The sequence below is a fragment of the Sporocytophaga sp. genome, from assembly GCF_017745095.1.
In the GTDB taxonomy this organism is placed as follows: domain Bacteria; phylum Bacteroidota; class Bacteroidia; order Cytophagales; family Cytophagaceae; genus Sporocytophaga.
Window position 1 is genome coordinate 1 of record NZ_JAGHZZ010000014.1, and the last position, 16,500, is coordinate 16,500.

General features: G+C 32.8%; 16 protein-coding genes. 2 read left to right on the plus strand and 14 right to left on the minus strand.

Annotation, left to right across the window (positions count from 1 at the left end; genetic code table 11):
- A partial coding sequence (locus J7604_RS18705) for a hypothetical protein (RefSeq protein ID WP_293899000.1) occupies positions 1-307 on the plus strand: 307 nt, incomplete at its 5' end.
- Between the two features lie 48 nt (positions 308-355).
- Here the strand turns inward: J7604_RS18705 and J7604_RS18710 are convergent.
- From J7604_RS18710 to J7604_RS18725, 4 genes are all read right to left on the minus strand, one after another.
- Complete coding sequence (locus J7604_RS18710; RefSeq protein WP_293899003.1) at positions 356-1,240, minus strand: hypothetical protein; 885 nt, start codon at positions 1,238-1,240, stop codon at positions 356-358.
- On the minus strand, positions 1,228-3,471 hold the full coding sequence (locus tag J7604_RS18715) for a Piwi domain-containing protein (RefSeq protein ID WP_293899006.1): 2,244 nt from the start codon (positions 3,469-3,471) through the stop codon (positions 1,228-1,230). Before J7604_RS18715 ends, J7604_RS18710 begins: the two co-directional genes overlap by 13 nt.
- A gap of 59 nt (positions 3,472-3,530) precedes the next feature.
- Positions 3,531-3,710 (minus strand): DUF3606 domain-containing protein, encoded by a 180-nt coding sequence (locus tag J7604_RS18720; protein ID WP_293899009.1) that lies wholly within the window; start codon positions 3,708-3,710, stop codon positions 3,531-3,533.
- A gap of 187 nt (positions 3,711-3,897) precedes the next feature.
- Positions 3,898-4,410 (minus strand): hypothetical protein, encoded by a 513-nt coding sequence (locus J7604_RS18725; RefSeq protein WP_293899012.1) that lies wholly within the window; start codon positions 4,408-4,410, stop codon positions 3,898-3,900.
- Between the two features lie 84 nt (positions 4,411-4,494).
- Between J7604_RS18725 and J7604_RS18730 the strand changes: the two genes are divergently transcribed.
- Positions 4,495-4,695: a hypothetical protein gene (locus J7604_RS18730; protein WP_293899015.1), complete on the plus strand. Its 201-nt coding sequence runs from the start codon at positions 4,495-4,497 to the stop codon at positions 4,693-4,695.
- A gap of 37 nt (positions 4,696-4,732) precedes the next feature.
- Here the strand turns inward: J7604_RS18730 and J7604_RS18735 are convergent, their stop codons facing one another.
- The 10 genes from J7604_RS18735 to J7604_RS18775 form a co-directional block, all read right to left on the minus strand.
- Complete coding sequence (locus J7604_RS18735; RefSeq protein WP_293899017.1) at positions 4,733-6,226, minus strand: DUF2779 domain-containing protein; 1,494 nt, start codon at positions 6,224-6,226, stop codon at positions 4,733-4,735.
- The gene (locus J7604_RS18740; protein ID WP_293899019.1) at positions 6,223-6,966 is read right to left on the minus strand and encodes an IS1595 family transposase; all 744 of its coding nucleotides are present in this window, start codon (positions 6,964-6,966) and stop codon (positions 6,223-6,225) included. Before J7604_RS18740 ends, J7604_RS18735 begins: the two co-directional genes overlap by 4 nt.
- Positions 6,967-7,429: 463 nt before the next feature.
- The gene (locus J7604_RS18745) at positions 7,430-7,921 is read right to left on the minus strand and encodes a hypothetical protein (RefSeq protein ID WP_293899021.1); all 492 of its coding nucleotides are present in this window, start codon (positions 7,919-7,921) and stop codon (positions 7,430-7,432) included.
- A 396-nt stretch (positions 7,922-8,317) separates the two neighbouring features.
- The gene (locus tag J7604_RS18750; RefSeq protein ID WP_293899023.1) at positions 8,318-8,623 is read right to left on the minus strand and encodes a hypothetical protein; all 306 of its coding nucleotides are present in this window, start codon (positions 8,621-8,623) and stop codon (positions 8,318-8,320) included.
- 127 nt (positions 8,624-8,750) lie between these two features.
- Positions 8,751-9,197: a hypothetical protein gene (locus J7604_RS18755; RefSeq protein ID WP_293899026.1), complete on the minus strand. Its 447-nt coding sequence runs from the start codon at positions 9,195-9,197 to the stop codon at positions 8,751-8,753.
- Between the two features lie 147 nt (positions 9,198-9,344).
- The gene (locus J7604_RS18760; protein ID WP_293899029.1) at positions 9,345-9,842 is read right to left on the minus strand and encodes a GNAT family protein; all 498 of its coding nucleotides are present in this window, start codon (positions 9,840-9,842) and stop codon (positions 9,345-9,347) included.
- A gap of 87 nt (positions 9,843-9,929) precedes the next feature.
- Positions 9,930-11,747: an SH3 domain-containing protein gene (locus tag J7604_RS18765; RefSeq protein ID WP_293899031.1), complete on the minus strand. Its 1,818-nt coding sequence runs from the start codon at positions 11,745-11,747 to the stop codon at positions 9,930-9,932.
- Between the two features lie 193 nt (positions 11,748-11,940).
- The gene (locus J7604_RS18770) at positions 11,941-12,534 is read right to left on the minus strand and encodes a hypothetical protein (RefSeq protein WP_293899034.1); all 594 of its coding nucleotides are present in this window, start codon (positions 12,532-12,534) and stop codon (positions 11,941-11,943) included.
- An 18-nt stretch (positions 12,535-12,552) separates the two neighbouring features.
- The gene (locus J7604_RS27075) at positions 12,553-12,699 is read right to left on the minus strand and encodes a helix-turn-helix transcriptional regulator (RefSeq protein ID WP_367113589.1); all 147 of its coding nucleotides are present in this window, start codon (positions 12,697-12,699) and stop codon (positions 12,553-12,555) included.
- 179 nt (positions 12,700-12,878) lie between these two features.
- Positions 12,879-15,911 (minus strand): M4 family metallopeptidase, encoded by a 3,033-nt coding sequence (locus J7604_RS18775; protein ID WP_293899036.1) that lies wholly within the window; start codon positions 15,909-15,911, stop codon positions 12,879-12,881.
- Positions 15,912-16,500: the final 589 nt, after the last annotated feature.

Genomic DNA, 16,500 nt, shown 5'->3' on the forward strand with positions numbered 1-16,500 from the left:
TCATTCAATCTATCCTAATAATTTACTTTACCAAGAATTTATAAAAGAATTAGAGGTAGCATTAAAGGAAGTAGATACTGGGTTCGAATTATATAATCATTCGGTGGATGATACTGTAGAGGTTAAAAATTGCTGGCATCCGATTCATATAAGAAAACCGATGTTAGAGGTTTTCAGAGGAACACAAACAGCAGAAGAACAAGATAAAATTTTTATCAAGAATGTAATGATGATTTTACCCATGATTACAGACTCGGTAACTTTTCAAAAGTTAAGAAAAGAATTTGAAAAGAAACTAATTGGTTAACATTTTGAAATCATTTATATCATGCAACTTGATAAAGAAACCGTTAAATTAATATCCCCATAATGATCTAAGTCTTATCATGATCCATTCTATGAGTTTTTTCCTATTGTCAAAGACAGTCATAAGGGACGTTCCAGCAAAAGACAGAACAGAGAAAGATAAGTCAAACCACTTCTTATTGTCCTCAGAAGCATTATTGTATTTGTAGAAGAAGTAAATTGCTAAACAAACTGTAGATAGTAATAAAATATTTACTATCCACTTAGCTGTTTTTTCTGTTCTTTGTAGAAATTTTCCGTGAAATGATTCTAATTTTTTAGTCACTTCAGGGTTTGATAAATCCTTTTTAAGAATAATAATATCAATAGCTTTTAATCCAATGATATTTAAAAAGTCAATATTAGAAAAGGGAAACAATTTTTGATTTAAGCTTTGATATGTATTGTTAGAATGGACTTGTTTAAGATCTGATATTCCTGTTATATGAAGAAAGACTACCACAATGGAACCAATATTATCTGGACTATCATAGTTCCCATTTAAAATATTTATAAATGTTGTTCTAATTTTAGAACTTTCATCTTGTCCCAAATTGGTGGGAATTAGAAGGACTTTTTTAAGCCAAAATACTTCCAAAGAAAATTTCTTAACTGCACAAATCAGCAAGAATAAAAAAACATTATCGTAAATCCAGTTTGTTTGATTGTCAGGATTCCTTCTCTCAAAGGCTGAATAAAAGGATTTAAAGTTTAATGAATCATTATTGATTAAACTTAAGATTGTCTGTTTCTTAATGTCTGGAACATTATTCGGAGAGTGAACTTGTTCAATTTTCAAATCATACTCAAAAAGAAATTTTACAAATTCAGAAATTTCATCCTTCACAATCAGATCCTTTAAATAGTCTGATTTTAATTCTATTAAAGAAACCATTTCTTATACTTTAAATCAGTATTAATAACTTCAGGTTGCCAACCATTTATTTTTCTTAACCTTGATAACAGCTTGGCAATTATATCAGAATAATATATTGTTACTGGCATCTGGATGGACAAGAAACTCCTCCATGAAAGATTTGTAAAACTGTAAATTTGCTGAGTTAAGTAATTTAGATCTTGAAATGTAGATTTTTCGTTTAGCTTTATTAGAATGGGTTTGCTTAGACCTTGTTTAACTGTTTTAATATCTTTAGGTCCTTTCATCTGTAAAAGACAGTTAAAATTATCTAATATGAGATTAGTACCTCTTTCAGGAATGTATTGACCTTTTGTATTAATACCTGTTTGAAGACTGTCAAAAAGTATATAGGGATGAGCTTCAGAAATTGTCAAGAATGCATAGACAATATGATATTGAGAGAATTCTTTAATCAATTTATCCACGACAGTAGCTTCAATATCTTTAATTGGTTTGAAAATATGGAATATAATTCTCACAGTATCTCCAGGATTCCAACCATCTTTAGATGAAAGATAGTGAATTGAAGTTCTTAGATTTTGCAGCATTTCTTCAAAGTATTCATCATAGTTTACATCTCTGCACTTATTCCCAAATAAATAACGTCCATCTGCATTAAAAAAAGTTGTAATACCAACGATCTTTGTTTGTGTTGCTCCTACATATCTATTCTTTCTAATCATACTACTTCCAATACCAACAATAATTTCCCGGTCTATATTTTGATTCGAAGGTAATATCCATGGTGTTCCTCCCATTTTAGCATAGATCTGGAGAGTCATGGCATTTAGCACAGAATCAAGATAATTATCAGACTTCCTTACATTCTGATTTGTAATAAACTGGACAGGAATATTTAAAGAAAGAAGATGAGCTTTAATTTGATAATAAGGATTGCTTTCAATGGAAAGAGTTTTGAATTCATTTTTCGTTTCCACGATTGCTAAATCGAAAGGCCTTCCTAAATTATTTTTAACATACTTATTTATTGTAGACAGATAAGAGCTTATGCTATAATTTTCAACTTCATCAATAATAAACTCTGTTTTGTGGATGTGATACTTTGTTAAAAAACCTTTGGAAAAGTAGGTAGAATTAGGAATTCCGTCTTTTAGTTTAGCCAGAAAGCTTGCGAAACCTCCTCGATTATTTTTATGGCAAATAACTAAGATCTTTGGTTCTTTTGCTGAAAAAAATTGAGAATCGTAAGGCCCATATTCATTTAAACCTTTAAAGTCTGAATTTTTACTTGTCTTTATCGAGCTTGGATCGAAAATATAAGTTGGATTATTTAATTTATAATGGTTATCTGGAAGGATAGATGTATTTGAAACTTTAAATGTAAAGCCATCTTGATTCTGAAAATCAATCTTTGATATCAATTTTCCTGTGCTTGATATGTCATCATAATATTTCTTAGCATTAAATCTTTCTATGTTTTTACTGCTAATTTCCTCAAATATCTTATTTGTCTTTTCTTCGCCTAATTTAAACCTCAAGTAGTTCTCAATATTATATTTGGATTTATTTATAAACAATTCTTCCAGTGGCAGTGATATATCTCCACGGTTTGTATCAATTATTGCGTTCTTCCCATCAGTAGATTTGAAAGTGCCTATTAAAGATTCATCAGGTGCAATTATATTTTTGAGTCCGTCGATCGGAATAGAATGAATAATACTTAAATCACTTAAGTTAAATTTTTCTTTATATAGATCTAAGCAACTTCTGGTGAAGGACCATTTATAAAAAGAATTAATAACAAAAGCATGGGAACGTTTATCGTTGATGGTAATTACCCTTGTTTGAATTTCCGTTTGTTTTTTATAACCTATAACTCCTCTTAAATTCTCAGGTAAAAGGTCATGAACAAAATCGTGTTTGCTCTGCCTTGACATAAAACTAAAAGGGTAAAATTCCAATGGAATTATTTCAGGAAAATTAGCTTTAAAACTCCTAAAAAATATATGCTTTATCAAAGAGCTTATGATTTCTTCACTTTCGTCAACCTTTAGTGTAACAACATTACCGATATTCAGATCATCCCCTTCATTTCGTGAAATATAAATGTAGTTTTGATTTTTAAAAAATGAATGAGTTTGGTTATAGTCCTTTCGCAGTTTCTGTAAAAGGCCATCTTCATAGGGGATTCTTGAGATTTGAAATGAATCGAAATCAATTTCAATCGGAAATATATTAGTGATCATTGTGGAGAAGTTTAAATCAATCTTTAAAAATATAGGAGGGTTGTGCCCTCCTACAAGTCTCATTTTTTTCCTAAATGCTTTTTTACAGCAGCTACAGATGTTCCTGCTTCAACAACAGCTGTAATCAGCTCGGTTTTGGAAACACCTAATTCTTCTGCCCAAAAATTAAGTTCCCAGGCCTCATGTATATTAATCCTGGTTGCATCTTGGGGTCTTTTTTTCTTTAAATTGTCTGGCATCTTTTTTTATTAGCTTGATATACAAGTCTTAAGCCAGGTGTTAAAAATAAGACAATTTGTCCTGTTGGATTTGATTTTGTTTGTAGAGTATGTCAATTGGTCAGTTCCATGAAATACTAAAGGACATTCTATCAGCTTATCTTTGACCAAAATCTACTGTAAAGCAATGATAATTAATAGGTTTTAGTTAATTTAGGTATTGTTTTATTCTCCTCGTGAATTCCGACAAATTCAGGAAGCTTTTATTGTTTTTCTTTATTACTGGGGCCTCTTCCTCCATAAATGATTCAGCAATTTCTAATACATCAGAATATTCAGGAATCACAATTGTATTAAGCTCCCCAATTATCGCATTAATCACTTCTCCAGGAAGATTTATCTTATTGTCCCTAATCATTACCTCTGCACTTCTTAGCCAGTATTCGATATTTACTCGCTTTACACTCTTCCATTTTCTCATAAGATGGTTAACTGCTTCCTTATTCTCGTCTACGTCCGGAATATAACAGTGCTTAGTATAGTAAGATCTTCTACTTGTATCTTGATTCGTAGGACAGTTATTGAAGCTAAGAATTAATGTGGAATAAACAGCATCAATTATCTCTTGATCCTCTGCCTTGCCTTCATGAGCAAGCATTCTGACTTTACATATGTAAGCTGACAGCTGACGGTTATTAGAAATAAGACTTTTAAGTTCCATAATTAAAAAGGTTTTGGTTGATAAAATTTACTTGGAAAAAACACAGTTTGTGATATAGCTAAATATATGTAAAAACTGTGAGTAATGAAATATTTCAAAACTTATGAAAGCTTTTTTTATCCGAATAAGAAAACGAAGAAAAAGAAAAAACAAAAGGCTATACTTTCATACGAAGATAAATTGAAAAAAGAGGAGGAGGAGTATAATACATCTCAACAAATGGCATCAAGAGCAACCGATTTATTAGGCATAACTCCTCAACCTAATTCTGGTCCTCCTCAATAATAGCTTTACTCTGAATAGGTAAGGTTATTTAAGTAAGCTATGCCTCCTTACTACCATCAATAACAATGGTCTCCAATATCTTCAATAATTTAGCGAGTCCATAAGTATTCAGTCTACCATATTCTGATAAATCCATTTTAATATTACTCCTTTCTGTATTCCCGATTTTGGTTGTTAGTAACTTTTCGTAAGCTCTGCTTGCAGTGGCTGAATCTGGAATAGTTAAACTTTTAAATGATACTTCAGGTAGCCAGGCAGCTATTAAACTCTTTAATTCGTGACTTCCATTCTGATTGTAATGATAAAGATATCTATTTTCAAAAGGCTCTTTTAAATCCTTCAATCTATCAATAACCTTAAAAATTTGTGCTTCATATTTTGGGTAAATTCTACCGAGTTCTCTTAATCTTGCTTCTGTATATTTTTTCTCATAAACTATAATTGTCCCATTGTCTCCTAAATCTTTCAATAAGCTTTTAATAAATCCATCTCGTGGATCCTTTGAACTGACCGAAATAAAGTCTTTATGCTTTAAGCAAGATGAATGAGATGCTACTTCATATAAGCTATATTGAAATGGTATATATGTATAAGGCGAAGTTTTTTTGAATAATGGAATCGGAAATTGAAGAGTCTTAATTTGCAAGAAAAATATTGGAAAGCATATATCTCCCATATATCCTTCAATTGCTCTCTTATTAATTACATATCTTTTCTGAACAAGGCAATCGATTTCCAACCATAGTTTCTCCGTTAATTTTACTTGATGAGGAACGTTTCCCAATTTTACCCCTTGGTCATTTAGCATATACATTTTAATTTCCCAAGATTTAACCAAATTCAAGGGCGAATCTTCTGGAAGATCTTTCCAACAATAACTTTTAAATTCACAGTTAAAGGGATTTGTGCAAAATATTCCAGGAGATACATTAGGAATTTTATTTGAATTTAAAACCTTATGTGAAGCCATTAAGATCCTTTTTACCAAAGGCAGTGCATGTCTTGCTTTATTAGAAAGGTTTACTATTTTAAACAATTTAGATATATTCAAAACTTCTTCAAGGACATATTTCTTGTCTATGTGAATTAGGAAGCAATGCAGTTTTAGATGAGGATATTTTGTGTGTATTATTTGTGATTGAAAAGCCAAGTCTAAAATATGCTCTGCTACACATTTTGTTGAAAGTTTTATTTCATACAACTCCCAAACAGTATCTGACTTAATAATTAGAATGTCGGAAAAACACTTCTCACTATTATGCTCAAAGCAAGCATTGTATATTACCTTTATTCCTTTTTGGATTCTATACTCGGTATTTTGCACCAAGTCTCCTTGGCATTCTTCTTTGACATTAAATCCATTATCAAATAACTGTCTTGCTAAGTTTTTAACAAGCTCCGACCTATGTAAAATAGTATCAGAATATGCACCCTGATACTTATACTCAGGGTGATAATATTCTAAATATGCAGCCTTACTACATCTTCTTGTTTTAAGAAAAACATTCTTAGTTATTTCCTTCCTATTCATGCTGCTTCCTCATTACTTAATAATTGACGGTCTCTTTCAAATAATGGAGGTAATGAGTTTAGTAATTTGTCAAATTTTTCCTCCACAGATAAACCACAGTTGGTATACCTGAAACAATGTTCGTGTGCATACAATGATGAATAGGGTTCTGTAATTTGTCTATATGTACCTTTAATATTGGGTTTAATATGCCCAAAAAATCCTTCAATTCGGTTAGTGGTTATATTACCCTTGCTATATTCATGTTTAGAGTGGTTAACGACAAAGTGATTATATCCAAGACTTTTCAAGTTAGAATAACCTCTCCATTCATCTGTGTATATCGTCGTGCCAAGTTCAACATTTTCCATTATAGTTGATAACAATGTTTCTTCATCTCTATCAGTCAGCATAAACATTCTACATCTTAGGGTTCCTCTTTCTAACAAACCTAAGAATGGGGTAATGGCATCAGAACCGAATCCTCTCTTTTTCTTGATGTGTCTCCCAAGTCCTTTGGTTCCAGTAGGTATAGCTACCTCATCTATTTCTACTTCGCCTTTAAACAGGTCTTTTGACTGACTCAAGCCCATTAACTCTCTCACCACTCTTAATATCCGTACGCCCGTTTGTTGACTTAATTTATACTGTTGGCAGATTTTGTTTCCAGAGAATCCTGAATTATGAAATATCTTATCAATAGCAATTCTAAATACTATTCGTAAATTTAAGTGTGTCCTTTCAAATACAGTATTGCTCATCACAGCCACTTGTTTCTTACATTTGTTGCATTGATATTTCGATCGACCAGATATTTTTTTGTAATGTGTAAGTATATCTGCTTGACATCTTATACAACCTCCAGTCTCTTTGATAGCCCTGGCCATAAAAATTGCCTCTAAACATTTCTCATGTGTTGAGTATTTTTCTGTTAATAGTTCATAAGGACTTAAAGATGTTTTCTTAATTTTATTTGTATTCATTGTTATTACATGATTTAGAAATTTTTTCAAGAAATTTTAAACCCTTTGTCTACTTATCAGTTAATAGGTACACAAAGGCTAAGGGCCAATGTTTAAACAAAAAAGTCCCTGCCTGTATGCAAATACAGGATAAATGAGCTGAACACTTAAAGGGATTCTAAAAATTCAGGCGTAATTGGTCTCAACAATTACGCTTTTTTTATTCCCTTTAGAATAATCTATTTAATGTCTTCCTTATCTATTAAAGCTTATAAATAACACCTCCTTTTCTCTCTGTTCTTTCCATTTTTTCAATTGTTCCATTTTTGGCCAGAGCACTCGCAGATACATTTAACCACTGCTTTAATGTTTGGTCTTTTACCCTACGCCTAACAAAGTCTAAGTCTAAATTTTCAACTTCTGAAAAGACCTCGGCAATTGTAGCTTCACCACCGAGCTTTTTGAGTCCCCAAAGAAATAAATCATAGCCATTAGCACTCTTTAATTTCTCAATGTCATTATGCTTGCTCTTTTTCTCTACTAAAAGTTTGGGAGAATGAGAAGAAGATTGAAGCATTGTCTCATCGTCTTCATGACTTATTTCAGTCGGATCAAGCATTTCATATGCTTCTTTGATTAGTTTTATTGCTGAAAGGAGATACTGATTTCTCTTTTCAAGTGAGCTGAGTGCTTCCTTTAAATGCCTTCGAGCTTCTTTATTCCCATGTTGAGGATCTTTAAGAATGTTGTTCATATAGATTTTCTATTGTTGAAGAACAACTATTACAAAGAGGAATTGTTTGGGGTGTATATTGAAAAAGTTATATATTAAAATATTCTAAAGTTTTGGCTATATACTTAATTAACAGATTATTATACATGTATTTAAAAATATCAAATATTCAAATTATTATAAATTTACCGACACTAAACTATGGTAACTAATTCTAATACAACGTTTTTGACAACTTACCTGAGATTGTAATAATGAATTTTCTATATGGAAGATTAATTTGGAGAATATTATTACAAAGGCCTTCCTTAATGAAATGATATAAAAAGAATTATAAAAATAGATTTAGGTAATGTTATACATGCCTAAAGTGATATAAAAAATGTTTAAGCATCCATATCAATATTATATATAGATTTATGCTTTAAGTAGAGAATTGACATATATTATATACAATGAAAGGACTGAAGCACAGATGCGAAGAATTGTCATCATAATATTTACAAACAGATTTTCTTTCTTTTCATAAGAACTATAGAAAAAATATATTGAGGTAAGAACTGACAGGGATATGATGGATAAGAAAATAACAAAATATTCATCCCGGTCAGCATTCTGCCTATTAACAATCCAATGAAGCGTTACAAGTGCTCCTAGTCCAATGAATCCAGTAACAAACTTTATAAATTCTTTAAATTTATTTCTGAGATCATATAATAACATATTGCAAAATGATAAGATATATCAGTAAAAATTTTACAGTAATTATATAAAAATAAACAAAAAAGTGTAGGTTTTAAAGAGCTGAGCAGCAATTATTAGCATTAACTTGCAACTAATTAACCTATTGTTATTTGTGATTAAAATTATTTGCGTCCTTTATCGGAAACATAATCATATTATCGAACTGAATTTCTTTATTACCTAACTTGATAATATTATGAGATTTAAGATCCTTGTTAATGAGGCAAATGTACAATCTGTCTCCATCCTTTATATTTTTAAATATGGATGTGTCGAAACGCTCATTAAACTCAGAAAGATCGTAAGCAACAATCTTATTCAATATTTTACCTCTCCTTGTTATGAATATTCTTATATCCAAATTTTCCAGTGTGTCGTTTCCTGTAGGCTGTATTTCTAATATAACCTCAGCATTCAGATGTATTGTATCCTGAGGATCAGGCTTAACACCATTAATAAATACTTCAGAGCTTATATTATATTTATCCTGTGATTGTACATGGATAGTAGCACAAAGCAAAAGTGGAATTAGCAAAAACTTATTTTTTTTCATTGTATTTAAATTCTCATACAATATGGGTTATTGTCGCATAGAAGTCTTCAAGTGCTTTTCTATCAACACGAATAGAGAGAGACTTAAAAGCACACACCTAGTTTTTTATATCACCCTACACTGGAAATCCTAATGTGATTTATCTTTTTATTCTTTATTACTCAGCTCCAGATACATTGAGACTGCTCTCCATTGCTTATTATTAATTGAAATGATATCCTCCCAATTGTCACGAATATAAAATCCAGCTTTTTTATAGCAATTAATCGCATTTACATTCCAATCATAAACGATCAATTCAATAACATTACTTTCTGATGCTTGACTTATTTGCTCTATCATTCCTTTAACTATATTAAGTCCTATTCCCTTATTCCGACTTTCTTTTTGCCCAATCAGAATTCGGCTTAGTCTTGGAATTTTATTAGTATAGTTTAATTCGCAATGTCCTATATATTCACCAGACTCAGTTAATTTTATTTTTAGTGGTTTCCTATCTTTTGAATTAACATATTCATCTAATTGAGACTTTGTAAGAGGGTAAGAAAAATATGGACCTGCAAATTGCATTAAATCTTCTTCGTTTTCTATCCAGGATATTAAACGGTCAAAATCATCTGATGTAAATGGTTCGAATGTAATCATATCTTTAATTAAATATAATGGAAAGTATCTAGAGATGTGTTTTTTTTAATGCATTACACTATACTCATGATTGATTTAATGGGAGATTTAATACTCTTCATTTTCGTATTCTGTAAATTTCCATGTATTTTCAAAAAGAACTTTTTTACTCTTAAATGTTAGTTTCTGAGGCCCTTTGTCAAAAATCGTAGAAACAGAGTCCCAGTAAATCTTTTGATCTGTTGGGTTATAAACAAAATGATAACTTTTTCTACCATATATACTTTGCCTCCATTCACCATTTTTAAATGCTGAATAAGAAGTAATCAAAATACCAGAATCATCTAGCAAAATGCTTACTCTCGGTTCATCATCACCTATAAAATGATCATTAACTTTAAATAGCTGAAGAGAGTCTTTGCTAGTACCCAAAGCCACTCCGATTTTAGTTTTATAAATATACTGATCATATCCATCAGAGTCTTTTTTGGTCCTATCCATTCTTGCCTGAAAGACGACATCCTCAATATTGTCCTTATTTATATCACCGAATTTATATTGGATAAGTTTGTATTTAGGAAACTCACGTTCAATTATTTTCTTTAAATCCAAATGTTTAGATGGCACCTCGACGAGCTTATCTCCATTATAACTCATTATGGAAATAAGATAATAATCAAGTGCATCAACATAATTTTGTTCACAATCATCTGCGGGCATAATATCAATCATTTCGGATGAATAGGAATGCTTAATTACTTTGCCCGGAATTCCATGTTGGTATGAAGGAAAAATATGCTCTACCCCTTCGCTTAGCGGACCATCACCAACACCGCCATCAGAACAGAAAAGCTTAAGCTCTTTACCATTCCAAAGATAGTATACATCTCCTCCCCACTCTCCGCAACCATGTGCTATAGATTCTATTGCCACAAAATCATTTCCTTGCCCAAATCCTAAATCGCCAAAAGAATGAAGTGTTTCATCATAGATATCGTAATTTAACATTACATGATTAACTATGCTTCCCTTATTTAAAACAAACAAAGCATTATGACATAAAAGATAGGAGGTATTCTCATCATCATTGTCTTGGATTTGTTGTTTAGGACTGGAGATTGAACTTCCCCAAACGTATCCTACTTTTCCTTTCCATTTTATTTTGAACCAGTAGTTTTCCTCCTTATTAACTGTATCTAACTTTGCCAGTTTTTCAATTTGTTCTACTAGTGTATATTTCGATAGTTGTCCTATTGTTTTAGAAGATACACTTGGTAAGACTCTTAGATTCACCTTATCACGGTTGATTATAGAGCCTAAGGAATCTTTTAACTCTTTTCGGGAAGATAGATGATTAGCATTAATATTTTCTTTATCGCATCGACCTGCTTTGTTCACCTTTACCCCATCAAATGAATACATTAAATCTGAATCACTTAACTTAAAGTAAAGATTGTTTTTTTCTGAAGAAAGAGGCTGTATTGGGTAGATATGAGAATATAGGTTATATGGCTTATCGGGATATGTCCCCGATATAATCAAGCTGTCACCTGCAAATATTTTATATGCTAATCCTTTAGAATCATTTTTAACCAGTAATCTATTTCCGTTTATATGACCAAAAGTATTAATAGCAAGATTTATACCCCAAATATATCCGGAAGTGCCATTATAAAGAATCGGCATCCAGTACGCAATAACGCCACTGATCGTATCGATTTTATAAGTTTTACTGCAAATAATTACTTCTGTTCCTTGCTTTAAGGTTGCTATTATTTTAGCATTTGGTGAAGGACTTTCTCTCACATTAGCTTCTCCTGAATACACAACTTTTCTATCATTTCTTGAATAAAGTTGACCGTAAATGGATGAATGAAAGAATAGAATAATTAAAATGATAAAAGTTTTTCTATATAGTATCCGCATTTTGCAAGAGACGTAATTATTAATTTGTAAAAAAGCAATTATTGAAATTCAGTTATTGGCCATAACGTTTAGAGTATGGCATTGACTGATTTTATAAATGCTACAATGACCAATCTTATGAAAGATAACAATTTTGGATCAAACCAAACCTAAAAATGACTTAAAGCTTTTGTTAAAAGCTGGACTTTTTCTTTCATCTTTTTTTATAAAAAATTGCTAAAGCACTGTCTCGTAGAACAACTTCATGTGTAATAGGAACATCATTGTAAAGATGTTTTAATGACAACGGAATTAATGCATAATCAAATTTCCAAAGCTTAGACTTGTCGTTTGTCCTTAGCCCATCAAAATCCTGTCCGTCCTGAGCCTCGTCAGTAAAATAAACACCTGTATATCTAAACTCTTTAAACATTTCAAAACTTAATGATTCTACCAAATCATAACTCTTCTCAAAATACTCTGCTCCTCTTAAGTCTTCTGTTTCAATGAGCAAATCACAGCATATCCAATTGTCCTTGAATGAAGGGCCAAGGGCTGGTGTGTGAACCATCAGCAATGGTCTGACTTTTACGTCTGAATATCTTGTGCTGAAATAGCCAGCTTTAGTTATTGATGAGTAGACATATCCGTCGTCTTCAATTTTCCATTCAAAACTTTTGAATTCATCTTCAATTTCTTGATTCCAAAGCCCGATCTGTCTAAGCACAGCTTCAAACCTGTCCAGTGTTGGTTTGTAGTCTGTTCCATTCAATTTCTCGAACGTTTGTATGTTACTTAATTCTGGCATATTTGTATTCAGATCTAATTATAAAAATCCATAAGGTATCGACTTAGAAAGCAATTCTACGATATTTTTTACATCCATCTTCTTAAGCATATTCTTCCTGTGATTGTAGACAGTATGTTCACTTATATTAAGTATACAACTGATTTCAGTGCTTGATTTCCCTATTTGATTAAGTTAAGAATTTCCCTCTCTCTGGGACCGCCTTGCAATTTAAACTTAATTGTTCTTTTTTGAATGATAAGTTTATGAGAAGCTGAAGGTTTACCCTCTTTTGATATTGTGACACACAAAAAAAGGGTTGCCATTCCCGGCAACCCTCTTCATTCATTTAACTAAAATGAAATTTAATATTTTATTACTGTTTTTGTTCTGGAAACGTTTCCGTCGTTACACTTCAACACATAGAATCCAGGAGTAAGTTCTGTAGAAATCGAATAACTTGCACCTGATACAAGGTTTTTGTCGGCATAAACCACGGATCCAACAGAATTTATCAACTCAACAGAGTAGGTTTTTCCTGCTGCAAAATCTGCCCTGAAAGTAAGTTCACTGCTAAATGGATTAGGATAAGCTGCTATTCCGTTTTCTGCAATTCCAGCTCCTTCTAATGGCATATCAAGGTTATACATACGTGTATTGACCGTTGTACATGTTCCTGCAATAGCTGTTGGATTGTTGTCGGTATTTGATGGACTCGATCCTCTGTAGCCACTGTTTAATGGAAGTGTTGGCGTTGGAGCAATTCTGTCATTAATTGTTTCTACTGTGCCAGTTTCATCAAATGGATAATACGCTACCAGACCTGCTTCACTTCCATATAAAGCCCTGTTCATGTTATTCTGAATCTGTGTCTGTGTTCTCGCAGCATTCCAAATACGAAGTTCTTTAATGGAACCGTTAAATGCATTATATACAGTAGGCAGCTGGTTAGCATCATAATATCCTCCTATATAGGTAACATTCACTCCATTGCCTGTAGGACCAAAGTCTCTCGTATTAAGTTCGGTTGCAAGTAGGACACCATCCATGTACATTTTAGTATCAGTTGAGTTTTTTACAACTGCTATATGATGGCACTTATTATCCCTTAAATTTGTAGATATACCTACTATTGAATTCATTGATCTGAAAGATACATAATCAGGACAGGTAGAGCAGGTTGCCCTGTTGGTCCAGAATTCTGCAGAACCAGTAGGTCCATCACCATAATTTCCCAGCAGGTACTCGGCCTGTCCACCATAGGTTGCAAGCGGAGCAGATGGGTTTGATTTGATAATAATCTCATAAGTAAAGTCTCCAAGGCCCAATCCCATTTTCGAATGCGCAGGAATTATCGCAACATCATCTGTTCCATCAAACGAAAGACCATTCGGAGAAAGTGGCTTTGGATAAGCATCGCAAGTTGTTGCATTAGCCACAGCATCAAGCACAGTGATAGACTTTGTAAGAGGTACGCAGACATCTGAAGTAAATTCATTTAAAGAGATTGTTCTTGCACCTGGAGTTGTACCATTGAAATTGATAGTAATTGAATTAGTTGCAGAACCAGAAACAACACTGGTATTTGGAGGTAATGTCCAAGTATATGTTGATCCCGTATTAGCAGTTATAGCAAAATTAACATTGGTCTGATATGGACATACAGATGTAGGACCTGTGATCGAATTAACTGGATTTGCACCTACACCAACCGCATACCAAGCTTTTGCTACCTGCAATGCTTCATTCGAACATTGTCCATAAAGATCTTCAGCCGCAAGTATTGTAAACTGACGAGCCTGAGCATAGTTTGTATTTGGTGTAAAATGATAAACTAGAGCTCTGTAAGCAATTTTAGCTGCAACATCACGTGTGATAGAAGATACTGAAAATGCGTTACCTAAATCGTTTGTTCCTGAGCCCCCGTTTGCCAGCAGATAAAACCAGTAGTTTGCAACACCGCTGTTTCCATGCACTCCGCAATAGTCATTTGAAGCGTCTGGTACGCAGCTTGAAGTATTTTGCCAGTAGGTACCGCCATATGTATCTGGCTGGTTTCTTGCATTAGGATTTGACATTGAGCGCAACATTCCCGAAGCCCAGACCTCTTCGCCCATGGTATAGTTTCCTGTCCCTTTTGCATAAAATTCAAAATCAGTACCAAGAATATCACTCCATGCTTCATTCAGTGCCCCAGACTCTCCTTCATATAAAAGTCCCGCAGTGTTCTCTGTAACACCATGTGTGAATTCATGACCAATTACGTCCATTGAAGTAACAGAACCAACAGTTTGTGTTCCTGAGAATCCGTCTCCTCCATCACCAAAAACCATTACACCGCCACCAAGCCATGCTGCATTGTCCGGATCAAGGTTAACTCCATCCATTGTGTTGAAATGAGCCACACCCAAGATTGACGTATTCTGATTGTCGAATCCATTACGGCCGTGATTACACTTGTAGTAATCATAAATTTTCCCGAGTCCGTAATGTATTTGAAAACCTGTTTTATGATGAAGATCGCTTGGCCAGGTTGTACCAGTTGGTTTTCCATAATAATAAGTCTGTCCAACATTGTCCAAATAAATGGTTTCAATTATCTGAGTGCTGCTTCCGCACGTATTGCGGCAGTCATCATAAAGTACATCTATTCCCGACAATCCTGTTGAAGGTGGAACCACATTGTCATTGATTGTTTTTGAACCTTCATATCTGGTCTGTACTGTTGGATTGCCACACTTATGTTGTCTGCTGATTTTTTTAACTATTGCACCAGTCTTTGCATTTACATATACATAATAACGACCTCTTGCCGGTGCTTTTCCAAAAACATCCACCTTCCACGCAAGCACATGTTGCTGAGCAGCATCAAGTGTAATGATAAGTATCGGTGCCTCAATTTTAAATCTTGCATCTGTAAATTCAGATGTTGATCCGATAGCAGAAAGTGAAAGTGTTTTTGCTTGAGCAGAAGTTGTAACCGGGGTAACATCCGTGAGAGTAATATTTTTTGTAAATACAGATGCAGACTTTACTAAACCACTTTTAACATGTGTTTTTACCACAGCATTTTCTACATCAACTCCGGAAATATTCTGGATGTAACTATTGTGAGTAAAGCCCTTGGTATCTGTTTCTGTTTTCAGAAGTTTGAGCGGAGAATTTGATGAACCTAACAGGTTTACCTTACTGTTGAAATTTGTCACAAAAGCCGTAGATGTCACAAGTGAGGTAGTTTTAAATACCATCACTTGCTGGCTAGAGCCTGGAACAATGTTTACAGTATAGCTGGAATAAACTGGATTGTTATACTGGGCCTGAAGATCAGAGGTGGCCATCCCTCCTGAAAATGCCATAATAATCGCAATGGCTTTCCTAAAAAGTAATTTTCTGTTCATAAATAATTGTTAATTGTTTTATAAAAAAGTTAAAATAAAAGCACTAACAGGATTAATTAAAACATATGGATGTCACTTTTGAGTGACTCTAAAAATTTATCGGATTTAATCTGTAATACAATTTTGATGAAACCGAAAAGGCTAGTCCGTTAAGAACTTTAAGCTTTCTCATTTCTTATGTATTTCAATTCGCTCCTTTGAATTAATTATTATAACTCAAAGCTACACCCTCACTTCGCATCTCATTTGCGAATTGAAACTAAATCATTAATCCGGATATCTTTTTCTTCAATATTTTAAAAAGCTTGCTTGTTGATTTATAAAAAGTTGCACTAAAAACATCTACGACCAACCACTAAAACAAATAGACTAACTTGGCATTTATTATCACAAACATAACAATTATGTAGATATTAATGCATATTTCCAGGGAAGTTTTTTAAAAAAAAATCAGTCAACAATATCCACAAAGAGATATGCCTTTTGATTCTACAATCATATAAACAAGTTCATAAATTGTTTACTCAAATTCGGAACTTGACATTTAGGAGATAACTAACTATTAAGAGTAATATATTATTAATGCCAT